An 18,713-nucleotide genomic window follows, 5' to 3' on the forward strand; every position below is an offset into this window, starting at 1 on the left:
CACTGTGACCATCATCGACAATCCCGTCGAGTTCAACGTCGACTCGCTCTTCGTTGACCTCACCGCGGTCCTTGGACGTACCGTTCTCCTCAAGTGCGAGGGCCTCAACTTCGCTGGGTCGATCAAGCTGAAAACCGCCCGCTACATGGTTGAGGAGCTGGAGCGCAGCGGTGAGCTGCACGCCGGCCGACACCTTATCGAGTCCTCGTCGGGCAACCTCGGCGTCGCCCTCTCCGTCATCGCGGCGAGTTCCGGGTACCGGTTCACCTGCGTGACCGACGCCCGGTGCAACCCCTCCACCCTGGCGTTCATGCGGTCCATGGGCGCCGAGGTGCACATCATCGACGAGCCCACCCCGCACGGCGGCTTCCTCGGCGCGCGGATCGACCACATCCGTGAGCTGTGCGCCGACGACAGCAGCTACCTGTGGCTCAACCAGTACGCCAACCCGCGGAACTGGCAGGCCCACCACCAGACCACCGGCCCGGAGATCTTTTCCGAGTTCCCCGACGTCGACGTCCTGTTCATCGGGGCGGGCACCACCGGCACCATCGCCGGTGTCGCCCGGTATGCCGCGGACCACCATCCGCGTACCCGGGTCGTCGGCATCGACAGCTACGGCTCGGTGAACTTCGGCGGACCTCCCGGCACCCGGTTCATCCCGGGTCTCGGCTCCAGCCTGGACCCGCAGATGCTGGACCGGTCACTGCTCTCGGACACCGTGATGGTGGCCGAGGAGGAGACCGTCCGCGCCTGCCGCCGGCTCGCCGCGCGGGGCTTCCTCTTCGGCGGCTCCACCGGAACCGTGGTGGCCGGCGCCGACCGCTGGCTCGCCGAGCACGACCCCGAGGGCCGGCTCACGAGCGTTGCGCTCGCCCCCGACATGGGCCTGCATTATCTGTCCACTGTGTACGACCAGACGTGGGTGGCCACCACGTTCCCGGCCCTGGACCAGCCCGTGCAAGTCGTCGAGGAGATGGCCGGATGACCACACCCACCGCACTACCGTTGACCAGCACCCAGTACGGCATGTGGCTGGCCGAGCGAGCCGCGCCGGGCAACCCCGCGATGATCGTCGGCGGCCTCGTCGAGATGCATGGCGCGATCGATCTCGACCGGCTGCGCGCCGCGGTGCACCGCACCATCCACGAGGCCGACGCGCTGCACGTCGGGTTCGAGCTGCGCGACGGCGTTCCCGTGCAGGTGCCGCACTCGCGGGACGACTGGGTACTCGAGGAGTTCGACCTCTCGGGGCGTACCGACGAGGAACCGGACGCGTGGCACCACGAGCGGCTGCGTACCGGGATGGAGCTGGACCGGCAGACGTTCCGGGCGAGCATCGCGAGGCTCGGCCCGGACCACCACCACTTCTACTTCGAGGCGCACCACGCCGCATTCGACGGTTACTCCGGTGGGCTCATCGGCCGCCGGATCGTCGAGATCTACAACGAGCTCGGCGGTGCGGAGCCGAAGCCGGCGTACACCCCGCTCGCCGGGGTGGTCGCCTACGACGAGGAGTACCTGAACTCGGAGCGGCACGACCGGGACGCCGCGTTCTGGGCGGAGATGGCCGCCGACGCCCCGGCGCTGACCCTCTTCGGCGACGCCGAATGGGAGACGCCCGACGGTGAGCTGCGGATCACCCGCAGCATCGGCGCGGAGGCGGCGGCCGCGCTGCGGCTCCGGGCCCGGGAGCTGAAGATCACCTGGCCGGCGCTCGCCGTGGCGGCCATGGCCCTGCACACCGCCCGCGCGACCGGACGCCGGGAGTTCCTGCTGACCATGGCGGTGGCCCGCCGGGCCGGCGACGCGGTCCGCAACTCCCCGGCGATGTATGCCAACTTCCTGCCGTTGGCCGTCCGCCTGAACCCGTGGGAGGACACCGCGACCCTGGTCCGCCGGATCTCCGCGGATGTCAAGGCGCTGCTGCGTCACCAGCGCTTCCCCGTCGGCGGCGTCCGGCGGGCGTTGAACCTGTCGTCCGCCGACCGGCGTCCGCTCGGCCCGGTGGTGAACGTGCTCGGTTACGGCGGTGACCTGCTCATGGAGGGTGCGACAGCCGAGATCCGCGACGTCTCCACCGGACCTGTGGACGACGTCCAGGTCGCCTTCCACGACCGGGCCGACGGTTCGATCGACGTGCACTGGAACGTCAACCCCCGGATGTACGACCGCCAGCAGGCCGAGGCCCACGTGCACGCCCTGCTGGCCGTGCTCGACGCACTGCGTACCGATGACGGTCCCCGCGACCTCGCCGCGGGTACCGTCGCCGCTTTGGTCGGGCCGGAGCGGCCGACCGGCGGCACGGACCTGCTGACCGCCCTGCGCGACACCGCCGTGGGGGCCCCGGACCGGCCGGCGGTCAGCGACGGGGTGGTCGCCCACGACTACGGGGCCCTCGCGGCCGCCGTCGCCGCCGCGGCGGGTGGCCTGCGGGACCACGGGATCGGCGCCGGTGACCTCGTCGCCGTGGTCGCCCGCCCGACCGTGGAGACCCTCGTCGCGATTCTCGCGGTCTGGGCCCGAGGCGCCGCCTACCTGCCGATCGACGAGAACGCTCCGGCCGAGCGCAACGTAGGGCTGGTCCTCGACGCCGCCCCGGCTTGCCTCCTGGTCCCCGCGGAGCTGATCGGCGGCGCGCTGGCCGCCACTGTCGCCGCGACCGTGCCCGTGCACGGCGTCGGGGAGTTGGACAGCACGACGCCGATCGTCGACATCGCGCGGCACCGGCACGGCCGAAGCCTCGCCTACGTCATCTACACCTCCGGCTCGACCGGCCGGCCCAAGGCGGCGATGGTCGACTGGGTGGGCATGCACAACCACCTGCTGGCCAAGGTCGAAGACCTCGGCCTCGGCCCGGTGGACGTCACGGTCCTGAACGCGCCGATGACCTTCGACATCTCGGTGTGGCAGATGATGGCCCCGCTGCTCTCCGGAGGCACCGTCCGGATGGTCCCGCGCGCGGTGGCAACCCGTCCGGACGCGCTGCTCGACGTCGTCACCCGGGAGGCGGTCACCGTTCTGGAGGTGGTGCCGTCGCTGCTGCGCGCCATCCTCGACGAGTGGGCCGACGGCGCGGACCTGCCGGTGCCACACGGGCTGCGCTGGATGGTCGCGACCGGCGAGGAGCTTCCCGCGGACCTCTGCGGGCGTTGGCTCGCGTCGGTGCCGTCGGTCCCGCTCGTCAACGCGTACGGGCCGACCGAGTGCTCCGACGACGTGACCCACGCGTTCATCGACGGCCCGCTTGACGATTGCCGTGCGCCGATCGGTCGCGCCCTGCGCAACACCCGCCTCTACGTCCTCGACGAGTTCCTGCGACCGGTCTCTCCCGGCGGACGCGGCGAGCTGTACGTCGGTGGCGTCGGCGTCGGCCCCGGCTACCTCGGCCTGGGTGCCCGCACCGCCGCGACCTTCCTGCCCGACCCGTTCGCGGCGCGGTCGGGGGAGCGCATGTACCGCACCGGTGACCTGGTGCTGCGCCGCGCCGACGGCGCCCTGGAGTTCCTCCACCGGCTCGACGCGCAGGTCAAGGTCCGGGGGCACCGGATCGAGCTTGGCGAGATCGAGTCGGCGCTGCGCCGCGTACCCGGGATCACGGACTGCGCGGTCGCGGTGACCGGCAGCGGAGCCGTCCGGCGGCTCTGCGGTTACCTGGTGGGTGTCGCGGATCCGGCGCTGGTCCGCGACGAGGTGGCCCGGCAGTTGCCCGAGTACATGGTCCCGGAGGCATGGGTCCGGCTCGACGCGCTGCCGCTCACCCGCAACGGCAAGGTCGACCGCCGGGCGTTGCCCGAGCCGGAGTACGCCGTAGACGACGAGGAGCGGTCCGACTCCGAGGCCGTGGGCCTGGTCGCCGCGGTCATGGCGGACATCCTCGGCCTCGATCGGGTCAATCCGCGGCAGAGCTTCTTCGAGCTCGGCGGAAACTCGCTGCTGGCCACCCGGCTGGTGACCCGGCTACAGGGCCGGCTCGGCCTGGCGGTGACGCTGGAGCAGCTCTTCGACGACCCGACACCCGCCGCGCTCGCCGCGGCCGGGCCGGCGGGCGCGATCGAACCACCTCCGCCGCCGGCGGTGCCCGCCGGCGACGATGCCGTGGCGTCCTCCGGCCAGCGCCGGCTGTGGACGCTCGAGCAGCTCGACCCCGACGAGGTCGCCTACCAGATCCCGGTGCTCCTGCGGTTCGCCGAGCCGGTGGACCCGGTGTCGCTCGACGCCGCGCTGCGTGACCTGGTCGAGCGGCACGACGTGCTGCGCACCCGGCTCCTGATGGACGGCGACGGCCTGCGTCAGCGGGTCGTGCCGATCGACGGGCCGCTGCTCACCCAGGAGACCGTCCCGGAGGGCCGGCTGGACGAGGTGGTGCGGCGGCGCGTCGCGCGACCCATCCGGCTCGACCGGGACCTGCCGATCGACGCCGTGCTGCTGCGTCAGGCCGGTGCCGACGCGCTGCTCGTCACACTGCACCACGCCGCCTGCGACGGCTGGTCCCTGCGGATGCTCTTCGACGACCTGCGCACCGCGTTGGAGGCCCGCCGGGACGGGCGGGCACCGAGCTGGGCCATCGTCGAACCCACGTACCGCGACTTCGCCACCTGGCAGAAGACGGTGACGCAGGAGCCGGGGGACTGGCTGAGCGCCCGGACCGCCTACTGGGAGCGGACGCTGGCAGGGCTGGCGCCCTCGCCGGGCTGGGACCGAGCCGTGAGCGGACCCGCCCCGACGGGGCCGCGCGCCGCCGGGACCGTCGACTTCCGGCTGCCCGCCGAGCTGCGTACCGCCCTGCACCGGGTCTGCCGGGACCAGGTCGTCACCCCGTTCATGGTGCTGCACGCCGCCCTCGGCGTGGTGCTCGCCGAGCTGACCGGCAACCGCGACCAGGTGATCGGCACCGCCGTGCACGGGCGGCCCGACCCGGTCTGGGAGCAGGTCGTCGGGTTCTTCACCAACACGGTCGTGCTGCGCACGGACCTCTCCGGGCGGCCGAGCTGGCGGGAGCTGCTCTCCCGGGTGCGCCAGGCGGACCTGCGCGCTCTGGAACACGGCGACCTGCCGTACGAGGTGGTGAACGCCATCTCCCGCCGGGTCTCGGACGCCGGCCCCGACCTGATCAAGGTGGTGCTGGCGTACCAGGACCGGGTGCCGCGCACCTGGCCCGGCGCGACGGTCGAGGTGCTACCGACCGGGCAGGCCCGGTTCGACCTCGCGCTGGAGTTCGACGACGCCGCGGGGGCCGACGGCGAGCCGGAGCTGCGCTGCCGCGTCGAGTACGCGACGGCGGCGCTCTCCGCGGAACGGGTGGATCAGATCGTCGCCGGTCTCCGGCGCGCCCTGACCGCGCTCACCGCCGACCCGGACCGACGCGCGGCGGCCGGCCCTGTCGGTACCGAGCTGGAAGCCCTGCTGACGCTGGGCCGGGGCGGCGTGGCCACGGGCCCGAACGGCACGGTGCTGGATCTGCTCGCCGAGGTCGTGGCGGCCCACCCGGACGCGCCGGCCCTGCTCTTCGGCGACACCGTGCTCACCCATCGGGAGTTGGACGACATCACCTCCCGCTGGGCGCGCGTCCTGATCGGACGCGGTCTCGGGCCGGACGACACGGTGGCGGTCGTCGTGCCCCGCTCGGCGGAGACCATCGTCGCGCTGTTGGCGGTACTCAAGGCCGGCGCGGCGTACCTGCCGATCGACACGGACAACCCGGCGGAGCGGGTGCGCGTGCTGTGCGCGGACGCGGGGGCCGCCGCCTGCCTGGTCACCCGGGCGAGCGCGGATCTGCCCGGCGACCGGCCGGGCGTCGTGGTCCTCGACGAGGAGCCGTTCCGCGGATTCGCCGCGGCGCAGCCCACTGATCCCGTCCGCGACGACGAGCGCCGCCGCCCGCTGCTCCCGGAGCACCCGGCGTACGTCATCTTCACCTCGGGATCGACGGGTCGCCCCAAGGGCGTGCTCGTGCCGCACCGCGGCCTGCGGACACTGCTCGACAACCAGCGCGAGGTCTTCGGCGTCGGCGCCGGGCTGCGCGTGGTGCAGTTCGCTTCCATCGGCTTCGACGCCGCGACCTGGGAGTCCCTCACCGCGCTGGCGTGTGCCGGGCTGCTGCTGGTGCCCGACGCCGAGGAGCGTACGCCTGGCGAACCGCTCGCCGAGTTCGTGCGGCGGCACCGGGCGACGCTGCTCTGCGTGCCGCCGACAGTGCTGACCGCGTTCCCGGCCGGCACGGTGCTCACCCCCGGCATGTACGTGGTGGCGGCGGGGGAGCGCTGCACACGTGAGCTCACCGAGCGCTGGGCGCCGGACCATCACATGATCAACGCGTACGGCCCGACGGAGACCTCCGTCTGCGCGTCGATGACCGGCGCGCTGACGCCCGGGACGGAGCCGACGATCGGGCGGCCGATCAGCGGAGCCCGGCTCCGCGTCCTCGACGACGACCTGAACCTGGTCGGCCCGGGAGTCCCGGGTGAGCTCTACGTCTCCGGTCCCCTGGTGGCCCGCGAGTACGTGGGCCGTCCGGACCTGACCGCGACCCGGTTCGTCGCCGACCCGTACGAGCCCGGTCGACGGATGTATCGGACCGGCGACCGGGTCCGGTGGACCGCCGACGGCCAGCTCGACTACCTCGGCCGTACGGACGACCAGGTGAAGATCCGGGGCTTCCGGATCGAGCCCGGTGAGGTGCGCGCCGCGATCCTGGGGGTGCCCGGCATCGCCGACGCCGTCGTCGTGGTCCGCGAGGACCGTCCGGGCGACCGCCGCCTGGTCGGTTACGTGATCCCGGAGTCGGGCCTGCGGATCAGTACGGCCGAGGTGCGGTCCCGGCTCGCCGTCGACCTTCCGGCCCACCTGGTGCCGCAGGCCGTCGTGGAGGTGCGGGAGTTCCCGCGCACCCTCAACGGCAAGCTCGACACGTCCCGCCTCCCCGCCCCCCGCTACGACGCGGAGGCGCCCGCCCGTGCCGGTGGCGACCCGGTCGCCCAGGCGCTTGGCGAGGTCCTCGCCGACGTGCTCGGGCTCGACGCGGTCGGCGCGGACGGTGACTTCCTGCTGCTCGGCGGCGACAGCATCCTGGCGGTCACGGCGGTCGCCAGGGCCCGCGAGCGCGGGCTGACCGTCACCGCGCGGCAGGTCCTCGAACTGCGGACACCCGCCGCGCTCGCCGCCACGGCGAGCGTCGCGGTCCCGGCGGACGCCCCCGCCGAGCACGCGGGGACGTTCGCGCCGTTGCCGGTCGCCAGGTGGCTGCTCGGCCGCACCACGGCGATCGGCGAGTTCAGCCAGTCGGTGCTGGTCCGGCTCGACGCCCCGGCGGCGACGGAGACCGTCCGAGCGGCCCTGCATCGCCTCGCCGCCCGTCACCCGATGCTCTCCGCGTCGCTCACCGACGACGGGCTGCGGGTGCCGCCGCCCGGCACCGGAGCGGGCCCGGCCCTGGCGTCGTCACCGGCCACCGGCGACGACGCGAGCATGGCGGACGTCGAGACCTGGCCGGTGGCGCGCCTCGACCCGTGGGCCGGCCGGATGGTGCGGGCCGTCCTCTGGGAGGACGCGCCCGGCAGCACCGCGCTCGTCGGGCTTCAGGTGCACCACCTCGTCGTGGACGGGGTGTCGTGGCGGATCCTGCTCGACGGTCTCGGCGAGGAACTGCGCGGCGGCTTCGGACCGGACCCGGTCCCGGGCGGTACGGCGTACCGGCGCTGGGCGGGCATCGTCCAGGACCAGGCCGCCTCACCCGAGCGGCGGGGCGAGCTGGACGCGTGGCTCTCCCGGTTGCGGGCGGCCCCCGGGCCGCTCGGCGGTGCACCGCTCGACCAGGACCGCGACGTCTTCGGCTCGGCGCGCCGCGCCGCGCACGACGTCCCCCCGCAGATCACCCGCGCCCTGCTCGCGGCGGACGGCACCGAGATCTCGCACGTCCTGCTCGCCGGGTACGTCGTCGCGCTCGCCGCCTGGCGGCAGCGCCGAGACGCCACCGCCGACGTGCTGTTGCGCGTCGAGGGCCACGGGCGCGAGGACATCGCGGCGGGCGTCGACCTGTCCGGAACCGTCGGTTGGTTCACCACCGAGTGGCCGGCACGGTTCGATCTGGCCGGTCTGGACCTGGCGGCCCTGCTCGCCGGTTCCGCGCCGGAAACGGCGGCCGAGCTGATCGCCCGGGTCGCGTACCAGATGCGGCACGCGGCGGACCACGGGATCGGGTACGGCATGCTGCGCTACGCCGACCCGGAGACGGCGGCCCGGATGGCGGAGCTGCCCGAGCCGGAGATCGGCTTCAACTACCTGGGCCGGGCCGACACCGCGCGTCCCGGCAGCGGGCTGCGGCCGCTCGGCGCGGGCGGAGCCGGGCACACGGACCCGGCGATGCCCCTGCACCACGTGCTGGAGCTGGAGGCCCTCGTGGTGGAGCGGGTCGGTGGGCCCGCTCTGGTCACCCGCTGGCTCTGGGCGCCGGCGCTGCTCACCGCCGAGGACGCCGGACAGCTATGCGAGCTGTTCGAGCAGGCACTGGCCGCCCTCACCGGCGTCACCGCGGCCACGGCGCGGGCCACCGAGCTGACACCTGACGACCTGCTCCTACTCGACCAGGAAACGGCCTCGCTGGACGAGCTCGCCGACGCGCTTGGCCTCTCCTGAACACCCTTGACGGAAGGACTTTGACATGAACCCGTTCGACGATGAGGCCGGCACGTTCCTGGTGCTGGTGAACAGCGAGGAGCAGCACTCGATCTGGCCGTCCTTCGCCGAGGTGCCGGCCGGCTGGCGGGTCGCGCTCGACACCACCACCCGGGCGGAGGCGCTCAGTTACATCGAGCAGCACTGGACCGACCTGCGCCCCTTGAGCATCCGTTGAGCGGCTCCGCGATCGCCGAGATCCTGCCGCTCTCCCCGCTCGCGCAGGGTCTCCTCTTCCACGCCGACCTCACCGAGGACGTCGACCTCTACGCGATCCAGGTGACCGTGGACCTGCGCGGCAACCTGGACGCCGACCGGCTGCGCGCCGCGGTCCAGACGACAATCGAGCGGCACGAGACGCTGCGCGCGTCATTCCGGCGCGACCGTGGGGGCCATCCGGTCCAGGTCATCGCGACGAGCGCCGAGGCGCCGTGGCGGGAGGTTGGCATCGGGCCGGACGACGCCGACGCCGCGCTGCTGGCGTTGGCCGACGAGGAGCGGCTGCGCCCGTTCGACACCGCCGTGGCGCCGCTGCTGCGCTGCCTGTTGGTCTCGCGCGGGCCCGACCGGCACCGCCTCGTGCTCACCCTGCACCACCTCCTGGTCGACGGCTGGTCGGTGCCGGTGCTGCTGCGCGACCTGCTCGCCGCGTACGCCGGGCACTCGGCCGCGCTGCCCCGGACCGGCCGCTACCGCGACCACCTGCGGGCACTCAAGGCGCAGGACCCCGAGGCGGCCCGTGCGGCGTGGCGGCGCTCGCTGGCCCCGCTCACCGAACCGTCCACCCTGGCGGCCGGCGAGCTGCGTTCGCCGACCCGAATGCCCGTCGACATCCAGTTGCCCATCTCGGCGGAGCGGATGGCCGAGATCGAGCGCTGGGGGCGCGCGCACGGGCTCACCCTCAACACGATCGTCCAGGGCGCCTGGGCGGTCCTGCTCGGCGCGCTGCTGGACCGACGGGTGGTCGTGTTCGGCGCCACCGTCTCCGGCCGTCGCCCCGAGCTGCCCGGCTTCGACCAGATGGTCGGCCTGTTCATCAACACGGTGCCCGTCGTGGTCGAGCTGGACCCGGCTGCCACGCTGAGGTCGACGTTCGCCACCCTCCAGGCCGGCGGCCGTGACCTCACGCCCTACCAGCACCTCGGCCTCGCCGAGATCCAGGAGATCGCGGGCCTCGGCCCGCTCTTCGACAGTGTGCTCCTCTTCGAGAACTACCCGCTGGGTGTCGTCGACGACAGCGCGTTGCGCGCCGCCGGACTGACGATCGAGGGGGTGTCCGGCCGGGACTCCACGCACTACCCACTGACCGTGGTCGTCGTCCCCGGGCAGGGCATCCGGCTCCATGTCGCGCCGGAGAAGCTGGACCGCGACACCGTGGTGCACTGGGCGGACCGCCTCGCCGCGTTCCTCGACGCCGTTCCCGGCGCCGCGAACCGTCGACTCTCCGAGTTGGACACGTTGACCGGTGCGGAGCGCCGGGCGCTGACCAGTACGGGGACCAACGACGAGGGTGCGCCGACGGCCGCGCTGGTGCCCGAGCTGATCGCCGACTCCGTACGACGGCACGCCGGCCGCCCCGCCGTCAGCGACGGGGACGGTGACTACACGTACGCGCAGTTCGCGGCGGCGACCGCGCGCCTGGCTCGGGAGCTGATCGCCCAGGGGGTGGGCCCCGAGGCGGTGGTGGGCATCGCCTGCGGTCGACGCCGAGACCTCGTCGTCGCCGCGGCCGCCGTGGGTGCGGCCGGCGGCACCTACCTTCCTCTCGACCTGGACTATCCCGCCGACCGGATCGGGTACGTGCTGGGCCAGACCCGTCCCGCGCTGCTGATCGTCGACCGTGCTGCCGCGGACGCGGGGGTCCCCGGAGCCGACGGCGTTCCGCTGCTTGTCATCGACGATCCGGAGACCCGCGCGGCGCTGGCGGCCCGCCCGGACGAGTGGCCGGGGGACGCCGACCGGCTCGCGCCGCTGCGCGCGGACCATGCCGCGTACGTGATCTACACCTCCGGGTCGACAGGCCTGCCCAAGGGCGTTGTCGTCTCGTACGGCGCGATCGCGAACCTGTTGCAGGACATGAACGCACGCAGTGGCCTCGGACCGGACGACCGGCTGCTCGCGGTCACCACGTTCGCGTTCGACATCGCCGGGCTCGAACTTCTCGGCCCCCTGCTGGTGGGAGCCGAGATCGTGGTCGCGACCGGCGACGACGTCCGCGACGTGGACCGTCTCGCCGAGTTGCTGCTGCGTCGTGAGATCACCGTCATGCAGGCGACACCGTCGCTCTGGCACACGCTCGCCGCCGAGCGCCCGGACGGGCTCACCGGCCTGACCGTGCTCACCGGCGGTGAGGCCATCTCCGAGCAACTCGCCACGACGCTCGCCGTCAAGGCCGGACGTGTGCTCAACGTGTACGGGCCGACCGAGACCACCGTCTGGTCCACCGCCGACGAGATCGTGGCCGACGGCGGTGCGCCCCGCATCGGCCTGCCGATCTGGCGTACCCGGACGTACGTGCTGGACCGTTCGCTGCGCCGGGTCGGCACGGGCGTGGCCGGCGAGCTCTACATCGCCGGCGACGGGGTGGCCCGCGGCTACCAGGGCAACACGTCGCTGACGTCGGCCCGGTTCGTCGCGGACCCGTACGGGCCGCCCGGCAGCCGGATGTACCGGACCGGTGACGTCTGCGAGGTCGCCCCGGACGGGCGGATCCGTTATCTCGGTCGCTCCGACAACCAGGTCAAGATCCGGGGTCACCGGATCGAGCTGGGGGAGATCGAGGCGCTGCTGCTGGCCGAGCCGGCCGTCGGCGCCGCCGTCGCGCACGCCGTGCGGGACGCGGACGACAACCAGGTGCTCGTCGCGTACGTGGTGCCCGCCGCGGGACCGCTCGATCGGGCCGCACTGACGGCGGTGCTCGCCCAGGGGCTGCCCGCGTACATGCGGCCGAGCGAGCTGGTCGAGCTGGCCGAGCTGCCGCTGACCGCGAACGGCAAGGTGGACCGTCGGGCGCTGGAGGCGCTCGGTGGGGTGCGGGACACACCGGCCACCCTCACCACCGAGCGCTGGGATCCGGTGCTCGACCTGGTCCAGCAGCAGTTCGGGGAGGTGCTCGGTCGCGTCGACGTCCCCGCCGACCTCGACTTCTTCGCCGGCGGAGGGCAGTCGCTGACCGCCACCCGGTTGATCAGCCGGCTGCGCCGCGCGTTCGACCGGCCACTGCCGCTGCGGCTGCTCTTCGAGAACCCCACCCCCCGGACCCTCGCCCGTGCCATCGGCTCGGACGAGGCCACCGGTGAACCGATCCGACCGTTGGGCGGCGACCGGGGGCCCCTCTCCCCGGCCCAGTTCCGGCTCTGGCTGCTCGACCAGCTCGGTGGGGATCGCAGCGCGTACCACGTGCCCCTGCTGGTCACGCTCGCCGGCCCGGTCGACGTGGCCGCGCTCGGCGGCGCGTTCGACGACCTGCTCGACCGGCACGAAATCCTGCGGACCGTCTACGTATCCACCGCCGACGGCGCCGAGCAGGTCGTGCTCCCCTCGACGCCCGGCCGGGTGCCGGTGCGGAAGCTCACCGACCCGCAGGCGGCCGCCGCGGTGCCGTTCGACCTGACGACCGAGGTGCCGATCCGGGCGTATCTCGGCGCGCCGGAGGACGGCCGGTCGCAGTTGTTGCTGCTGGTCATGCACCATGTCGCGGTCGACGCCGGATCCTTCACACCGCTGCTGCGTGACCTGATGACCGGCTACCGGGCCCGCCGGGACGGCGACCCGGCCGTGCTGCCGCCGCTGCCGTTGCAGTTCAAGGACGTGGCGGCCGCCGAGCTGACCCGGGACCGCGGCGTGGGCCTGGACCGTTGGCGGGCCCTGCTCGCGGGCCTCCCACCGGAGTTGGCCCTGCCGTACGACCGGCCGCGACCGGACACCGAAACCCACCGGGGCGGCCTGGTCAGCGTGGCCGTTCCCGCCGAGGTGCTCGGTCGGGCCCGCGCGACGGCCGCGTCCGCGCAGGCCACCCTCTTCATGATGCTGCAGGCCACCGTCGCGGTGCTCTACCGCGCACTGGGCGCCGGCTCGGACATCCCGCTCGGCGTCGCCGTGCACGGCCGCCAGGACGACACCACCGACGACCTGGTCGGCATGTTCGTCAACACCGTCGTGCTCCGCACCGACCTGCGCGGGGTCACGACCGTGCCGGCCCTGCTCGCCCGGGTACGCCAGGCGGACCTCGCCTCCTTCGCCGTGCAGGACGTCCCCTTCGAGGACGTCGTGGAGGCACTCGCGCCGGAGCGGGTCACCAACAGGCATCCGCTGTTCCAGACCATGCTGGGACTGACCGTCGACGAGCGGCCCGCCGACCCGGACATTCTCGAACTCGGCGGTCTGCACACCGGGACCGCCAAGTTCGACGTGTCGTTCGAGTTCGTCGAGCGCCGCGACGCCGCCGGCGACACCCTGGACCTGCATCTCGAGTACGCGGCGGACCTCTTCGACCGGGAGACCGCCGAGCTGCTGGCCCGCCGCGCGGTGCTGCTGCTGGACCGGCTCACCACCGAACCCACGCTGGCCAGGGTCGACGCCCTCTTCGCCGAGGAGAGCGCCCAACTGCTCGCCCGTGGGGCGGGCGACGAGGATGCCGCCGACGTGGACCTCTTCGCCCGGCTCGCCCGTACCGCCGCCGACGAGCCGGCGCGGGTGGGCGTCGTCGACGAGCAGGCCGGCACCACCCTGGACTACCGGGACCTGGAGGTGTGCGGCGCGCTGGTCGCGGCCAGCCTGGCCGAGGCCGGCGTGCCCCGGGGCGGTTCCGTGCTGCTGATCGCCGAGCCCGGCGCGGCGGCGATCACCGGGATCCTCGGTGTCTGGCGGGCCGGTGCGTCGTACACACCCGTGGACCCCGCCGCGCCGACGGCACGATCGGCGGGCACGCTCATCGAATCGGGTGCGGCGGCGATCCTCTGCGCGCCCGAGTACGAGGAGACCGCCCGTACCCTGGCCGCTGGCACCGTACCCGTGGTGGTGCACCCCGCCCCGGACGGCAGCCCCGCGACCGTGCCCATGGAGATTTCGCCGGCCGTGCCGGGGGCGCTGGCGTACACGCTGTTCACCTCCGGCTCGACCGGCAAGCCCAAGGGCGCGGTCGTCGCGTGGTCCGGCATGATCAACCATCTGTTGGCCAAGGTCGTGGACCTCGACCTCGACGACACGGACGTCACAGTCCACAACGCGGCCCTGACGTTCGACATCTCCGTGTGGCAGATGTTCGCCGGCCTGCTCACCGGCGGCCGGATCGTCGTGCCCGCCCGCGCGCGCGTCGCCGACCCGGAGGCGTTGCTCGACGACGCGGTGCGGCACGACGTGACGGTGCTGGAGGTCGTGCCGTCGCTGCTCGCCCCGATGCTCGACTCCTGGGACGCGGGCCTGACCCCGCCACCGCTCGACCGGCTGCGGTGGCTCGTCGTCACCGGCGAGGCCCTTCCCGGGCGGCACGTCTCGCGGTGGCTCGCCCGGTACCCGGGGATCCCGGTCGTCAACGCGTACGGTCCGACCGAGTGCTCCGACGACGTCACCCACGCGGTGCTGCGCGAGGCGGATCCACTCGACCGGGCGTCGGCCCCGATCGGCGTCCCCATCCGCAACACGCAGTTGTACGTGCTCGACGAACAGCTGCGACTCTGCCCACCGGGCATCGTCGGCGAGCTGTACGTCGGTGGTGCCGGAGTCGGCGTCGGTTACATCGGCAACCCTCGCCTCACCGCGACCAGCTTCGTCGCGTCCCCCTTCGCTGCCGGCAGCCGGATCTACCGCACCGGCGACAACGTGAGCTGGCGACCCGACGGTCAGCTCGAGTTCCGCGAACGCCGCGATCACCAGGTCAAGGTGCGCGGGCACCGGATCGAGCTGGGTGAGATCGAGGCCGCGGTCCGTGCGCAGGCCGGGGTGCGTGACGTCGTGGTCACCGCGCCGCAGGACGAGCGCGGGGCGAACACCCTCGTCGCCTACGTCGCCGGCCCGGTCGAGGCCGGGGCCCTGCGCGCGGGCGTGGCGGCCCTCCTGCCCGCGTACATGGTGCCGGCGGCGTGGGTGGTGCTGGACCGGCTTCCCCTCACGCCGAACGGCAAGGTGGACCGTCAGGCACTCCCCGCACCCGCCACGGTCGCCGCCGAGCGGTCCGGACGACCGCCGCGCGGTCCGGTGGAGGAGGCGTTCTGCCGGGCCTTCGCCGACGTCATAGGCGTTTCCGAGATTGGTGCCGACGAGGACTTCTTCGCCGTGGGTGGCGACAGCATCCGCGCGGTCCGGGCGGTCTCCGCCGTCCGGGCGCTCGGCTACGCCGTCGCCCCGGCGCAGGTCTTCGTCCACCGCACCGCGGAGGCGCTGGCGCTCGCGCTCGCGGTGTCCACGGTGGAGGCCGACGACGACGGCATCGGCGAGGTGCCGCTGCCCCCCGCGGTACGCCTGCTGCGTGAACGGGTCGGCTCGGTGGAGGCGTTCAGCCAGATCACGGTGCTGACCACGCCGCCGGGACAGGACCCGGCCGCGTTGGAGGGCGCGGTCGACGCGCTCATCGCCCGGCACGACGCGTTGCGGATGCGCCTCACCGACACCGGTTCCGGGTGGCGTCTGACCGTGCCGCCCGTCGGGGCGGAGGCCACCTCGTGCACCCGTGTGGTGCGGTTGCCGGCGACCGAGGCCGGGCAGGTGCCCGCCGTGGTGGCCACCCTCGCGGCCGAGGCGCGTCGGGGCCTGGATCCGGCCGCAGGCCGGCTGGTGCAGGTCCGCTACCTGGATCTGGGGGCGGACGTGCCGGGGCGGCTGGTCCTGGCCGTGCATCACCTCGCCGTGGACCGGATGTCGTGGGAGATCCTCGTCCCGCAGTTGGTCCGGCTCTGGGCCGGCGACGACGCTGGCGTGTCCGGTGTGCTCACCAGCTACCGCCGCTGGGCGAGTGAGCTGCGGGAGCAGGCGCCGCGGCACACCGCGGAGCTGCCGATGTGGCGGGAGATCGCCTCCGCCGCGCCGGGTGGCCTGGTCGACGGGGAGATGGATCCGCTTCGCGACCACCGTGGCACCACCCGGACCCGCTGGACGCGGCTCACCCCGGAGGGGACCGCGGCGGCACTCTCCGCCGCCGGGGCGCTCGGCACCGGAATGGAAGCGGTGCTGCTGGGGGTGCTCGGTCTGGCCGTCGCCGAGGTACGCGAACCCGGCCCGGTGCTTGTCGAGCTGGAGTCACACGGGCGTACGTCGCTGCACGGCACCGTCGATGTGAGCGGCACGGTCGGATGGTTCACCAGCAGCTTCCCGCTGCGCCTGGACCCGCCCGCCGCGACGGGCACGCCGACAGAGCGGTTGCGGGACGCGATCCGGGACGCCGCCGCCCGGCGCGGCAGCGTGCCACACGAAGGTCTGGGCTGGCAGCTGTTGGCCGGGGCTGGTGTGCACCGGGTGCGGCCGCAGATCTCGGTCAACTACCTGGGCGCGACAGGTGCGACGGACGAATTCGCGGCCGGCTGGTCTCTCGCTCCCGAGCGGGTCGAGAACCTGGCCGACGAGGTGGCCGCGGATCTGCCGCAGCCGTTCGTGCTGGCCGTCGACGCCTCCCTGGAGGGCACCGAACTCGTCGTGCGCTGGGAGTTCGCCCAGCGACTGGTCGGCGAGGAGGTCGGCACGGCGCTCCTGCGTTCGTTCACGGCGTGGTGGGAAACCCTGACCGAGGTGACGGTCGAGGCGGCCGACGACGCGTTCGCACCGCTCGTCGTGCTTCAGGAGGGTGACTCGCGTCCGCCGCTGATCACCGTGCACGGCGGCGTCGGGCTGGCCTGGCCGTACCTGGCGCTCTCGCCGCACCTGGATCCCGCGCAGCGGGTCCTGGGGCTCCAGGCGGACCCGGACGCCGCCCCCGCCGCCTCGGTGTCCGAACTGGCGGCCCGGTACGTCAAGCGGATCCGCGCGGTGGCGCCGTCGGGCCCCTACCGGCTGCTCGGCTGGTCGTTCGGGGGCTACGTGGCACACGAGATGGCCGTGCAGTTGCAGGCTGCGGGGGAGACCGTCGATCGTCTCGCGGTGCTCGACATCTATCCGGCGCACGGTTTCGACGACACCGAGGACGATCGCGGCCTGCTCGCTCATCTGCTCGCGGAAGGTGGGTACGACCCGACCGACCCGGAGATCGCGGCGCTTGTCGACGTGCTCGACGTGGACGGGATCTGCGCGCTCGCCCGTCGGCGCGGCGGGGTGCTGGGGGAGTTCTCCCCGCGACGACTGCGGGCGATGCTCGCGACCATCCGCCACCACGGCGCGCTGGGAGCCGCGTTCACGCCGGGCCGGTACGACGGTCCGCTGCTGCTGGTGGCGGCCGAGGCGGACGAGCCCGCGAGCCGTGGCCCGGTCGACGGCCTCTGGGCACCCCACGTCACGGGCGCCATCCGGGTCCTGCCGGTTGCGGCCCGTCACGACGACCTGATGAGGGCGGACGTGGTGACCGCGTACGGCGCGGACCTCCTGGCTGGCTGGGGAGCGGACGTTTGAGGCGCGGCGGGGCCGGGCTGCCGGCCCCGCCGCAGCGCGCCGATCGTCCGGAGCAGGCTGGCCACCAGCGGATACGCCAGCAACAGGCCGGCCACGACCGCCACCTCGGGCGCGCTGGTCAGCAGCAACCGGGGGTCCAGCGGATAGCCCTGCACGAGCGCGCCGCCGCCGTACACCAGCCCGACGGTGGCTGCGGCGGCCACCACGACCGCACCCACGATGCCCAGCAGTGCCCGTCGCGCCGAGTTGCGGCGGCAGCCCCGGGCCCGGCCGCGCGCCAACCGCACCGCACGGAGCAGCATCAGCAGCGCCACGAGCGCGGCGACACCGTCCACGATCAGGTAACGGCTCCAGAAGCCACCGGCACCCGTCGCGGGCTCCTCGCCCGACAGGACGGCCAGCCCGGCCGTGTACGCGGCCGCGTTGTCCAGGAGGAACGAGTTCTGGGCGGTCAGCACGACCAGGCCGGTGTCCCGCTCCGGCAGCAGACCGAAGTCGTTGTGGAAGCCCGTCACGTCACCCTCATGCGCGACGAGCGGCGTACCCCCGGCCGTGCCGGTGGCGAGACCGAGGCCGTACCCGTCGGTGTGCGGTGCGGCCGCGCCCGCCGGTGTGCTGGTCGCGGTCCGTTGCATAAGCGCCAGCAGGTCCGCCGAGATGACCCGCTTTCCCCGCAACGTGCCGTCGCCGAGCTGCATCCGCAGGTAGTGACCCATGTCCTCGGCCGTGGAGACCAGGTATCCGTCCGGCAGCGCGCCGGGGAACGAGGCGGCCTCACGGCGCACCGCCAGGCCGAACCAGGGCACCGTGCCGCGCACGAGACCCGCCTCGCGGGCCGCGTCGACAGACGTGTAGGTGTGGCTCATCCCGAGTGGCCGCAAGACCTCGGCCTCCAGGTAATCCCCGAATGGCCGCCCCGAGACCTCCTGCACGAGCAGACCCAGCGTCGCGAAGTTGAGGTTGCAGTACTGGAAGCGCTCACCGGGCGCGGACGAGGGGCGCACCATCGCGATGCCCCGGACCCGTTCCTCCAGGGAACGCCCGGTGTCCTGCAGGTCGGCGACGCCCGCCGAGGTGGGCAGCCCGCTCGTCTGATCGAGCAGTTGACGCACCGTCGGCACGCCGCCCGCCCCCGCCGTCCGGAACCAGGGCAGGTGCTCCGTGACCGGCGCGTCGAGTCGTACCGCACCCCGGTCCACGAGTTGCAGCACGGCGAGCGCGGTGAACGACTTACTGATCGAGCCGAGCACGAACGGCGTGTCGGCCGTGACGCCGGCTCCGTATCCGCCGGTGACGACCTGGTCTCCCTCGACCACCGCGTACGCGGCGGCGGGCACCTTCCCGGCGGCCAGGCGGTCCGTGACGGCCGCGGTGACCGTCTCGGTGAGCGGTCGGTGGACGGTCGGGGCCGCGACGGCCGGGGCGACGGGTGACGCGAGGGTGAGCGCCACCGCCCCGACGGCGAGAGTGCGGGCGATCATCAGCGTTCCTCCCTGGTGCCGGTCGGT

General features: G+C 73.6%; 5 protein-coding genes. 4 read left to right on the top strand and 1 reads right to left on the bottom strand.

Going from position 1 to position 18,713, the window contains the following annotated elements; translation table 11 throughout:
- The first annotated feature begins 4 nt into the window (after nt 1-4).
- Genes sbnA through ACGFH8_RS12805 form a run of 4 tightly spaced genes read left to right on the top strand, consistent with a single transcriptional unit; the run spans nt 5 to nt 17,205 of the window.
- A complete protein-coding gene (gene sbnA, locus ACGFH8_RS12790) occupies nt 5-988 on the top strand; it encodes a 2,3-diaminopropionate biosynthesis protein SbnA (protein WP_393366588.1) in 984 nt (327 codons plus the stop codon).
- Complete coding sequence (locus tag ACGFH8_RS12795) at nt 985-8,634, top strand: amino acid adenylation domain-containing protein (RefSeq protein ID WP_393366590.1); 7,650 nt, start codon at nt 985-987, stop codon at nt 8,632-8,634. Before sbnA ends, ACGFH8_RS12795 begins: the two co-directional genes overlap by 4 nt.
- A 25-nt stretch (nt 8,635-8,659) precedes the next feature.
- A complete protein-coding gene (locus tag ACGFH8_RS12800) occupies nt 8,660-8,851 on the top strand; it encodes an MbtH family protein (RefSeq protein ID WP_393366592.1) in 192 nt (63 codons plus the stop codon).
- The gene (locus ACGFH8_RS12805) at nt 8,848-17,205 is read left to right on the top strand and encodes an amino acid adenylation domain-containing protein (protein WP_393366594.1); all 8,358 of its coding nucleotides are present in this window, start codon (nt 8,848-8,850) and stop codon (nt 17,203-17,205) included. Before ACGFH8_RS12800 ends, ACGFH8_RS12805 begins: the two co-directional genes overlap by 4 nt.
- Here ACGFH8_RS12805 and ACGFH8_RS12810 read toward each other — a convergent pair.
- Nucleotides 17,127-18,686: a serine hydrolase domain-containing protein gene (locus tag ACGFH8_RS12810; RefSeq protein WP_393366596.1), complete on the bottom strand. Its 1,560-nt coding sequence runs from the start codon at nt 18,684-18,686 to the stop codon at nt 17,127-17,129. The two genes, ACGFH8_RS12805 and ACGFH8_RS12810, sit on opposite strands and share 79 nt — an antisense overlap.
- Nucleotides 18,687-18,713: the final 27 nt, after the last annotated feature.

It is taken from the genome of Micromonospora sp. NPDC049175 (assembly GCF_043197345.1).
In the GTDB taxonomy this organism is placed as follows: Bacteria; Actinomycetota; Actinomycetes; order Mycobacteriales; family Micromonosporaceae; genus Micromonospora.

Coding starts and splice junctions, on each gene's coding strand:
- ACGFH8_RS12795 (WP_393366590.1), top strand. CDS start 985: ATGACCACACCCACCGCACTACCGTTGACCAGCACCCAGTACGGCATG.
- ACGFH8_RS12800 (WP_393366592.1), top strand. CDS start 8,660: ATGAACCCGTTCGACGATGAGGCCGGCACGTTCCTGGTGCTGGTGAAC.
- ACGFH8_RS12810 (WP_393366596.1), bottom strand. CDS start 18,686: ATGATCGCCCGCACTCTCGCCGTCGGGGCGGTGGCGCTCACCCTCGCG.